This window comes from Streptomyces sp. SID11385 (assembly GCF_010548245.1).
Taxonomy (GTDB): domain Bacteria; phylum Actinomycetota; class Actinomycetes; order Streptomycetales; family Streptomycetaceae; genus Streptomyces.
In genome coordinates this window covers 1-566 of sequence record NZ_JAAGLR010000298.1, presented here as the reverse complement: position 1 = coordinate 566, position 566 = coordinate 1, and the positions used below count along the sequence as shown (strand labels likewise).

1 protein-coding gene is annotated in these 566 nt (G+C 80.0%); it reads left to right on the top strand.

What is annotated here, in order from left to right; genetic code table 11:
* Positions 1–207: 207 nt before the first annotated feature.
* Positions 208–566, top strand: a 359-nt coding sequence (locus G3I42_RS09035; RefSeq protein ID WP_164284109.1) for a GNAT family N-acetyltransferase, incomplete at its 3' end; no start/stop codon positions are given.

Sequence of the window (566 nt, the reverse complement as noted above, 5' to 3'; positions counted from 1 at the left end):
GGGCGAGCGCGCCGCCGATGAGCCCGGAGGCCCCCGCGATCGCCACCCGCCGCCGCGCCGGCGCCTCCCGCCCCGCCGCCTCGTCCTCGCCGTAGCCCCGGCCCGCCGCGCCCATCTCGTCCTCGTGCTCGTCCATGCGGTCATCGTGCCCCTCCCGGCCGGGAAAATGGCGTGAGCGGTGAGCGGCCCCGGTGAAGGATGGCCCCCATGCCGACCGAACAGCCCATAACCGCCTCCGCCCCGGGGGCTCCCCTCGTCCGCCCCGCCCGCGCCGAGGACGAGGCCGCGCTCGCCGCGCTCGACGCCGCCACCTGGTCCCCCCTCCACGCCGTCACCCCGCGCCCCGTCCCCCCGCTCCCGTCCTTCTTCCGCCCGGACCGCGGCCCCGAGGCCCACCTCGTCGCCGAAGTCCCCGAGCACCCCGGCCACCCGGTCGGCTACCTCCGCCTCGTCCCCTCCCTGCCCCTGCCCGCCAACGCCCACGTCCGCGCCATCCAGGGCCTCGCGGTCGACCCGGCGGTACGGGGCCGGGGCGTCGCCCGCGCCCTGCTCCGCGCCGCCGTCGC